The sequence below is a fragment of the Burkholderia sp. Bp8984 genome (genome assembly GCF_003853755.1).
Lineage (GTDB): Bacteria > Pseudomonadota > Gammaproteobacteria > Burkholderiales > Burkholderiaceae > Burkholderia.
In genome coordinates this window covers 1-776 of record NZ_QTQN01000100.1, presented here as the reverse complement: position 1 = coordinate 776, position 776 = coordinate 1, and the positions used below count along the sequence as shown (strand labels likewise).

Here is a 776-nt window from a genome sequence, read left to right as displayed (position 1 = left end):
GCGCAGCAGTCGTCGCTGCAGGTGACGACGTCGGTCGCCGAAATCGCGGCGACGTCGCGCGAGCAGCAGGCGACCGCGAACGAAACCGCGGCGACGACGACCGAAATCGGTGCGACGTCGCGCGAAATTTTCGCGACGTCGCGCGACCTGCTGCGCACGATGAACGAGGTGGCCGGCGTGGCCGAGCAGTCGGCGACGCTCGCGGGCGTGAGCCAGAGCGGCCTCACGCGGATGGGCGAGACCATGCGCAGCGTGATGGACGCGGCCGGTTCGGTGAACGCGAAGCTCGCGATCCTCAACGAGAAGGCGCTGAACATCAACCAGGTCGTCGCGACCATCACCAAGGTGGCCGACCAGACCAACCTGCTGTCGCTGAACGCGGCGATCGAGGCCGAGAAGGCCGGCGAGTACGGCCGCGGCTTCGCGGTCGTCGCGACCGAGATCCGCCGCCTGGCTGACCAGACGGCGGTGGCGACCTACGACATCGAGCAGACGGTGAAGGAGATCCAGTCGGCCGTGTCGGCGGGCGTGATGGGGATGGACAAGTTCTCCGAGGAAGTGCGCCGCGGCATGCTCGACGTGCAGCAGGTCGGCGGGCAGCTGTCGCAGATCATCGCCGAGGTGCAGACGCTCGCGCCGCGCTTCCAGATGGTCAACGAAGGGATGCAGACGCAGGCGAACGGTGCCGAGCAGATCACGCAGGCGCTGTCGCAGCTGTCGGAAGCCGCGCAGCAGACGGCCGAATCGCTGCGCCAGTCGTCGCAGGCGATCGACGA

At 68.3% G+C, this 776-nt stretch carries 1 protein-coding gene; it reads left to right on the top strand.

From position 1 onward, the window contains the following. Window positions 1-776: methyl-accepting chemotaxis protein (locus DID98_RS35505; protein ID WP_260426353.1), on the top strand; the 776-nt coding region annotated here is incomplete at both ends.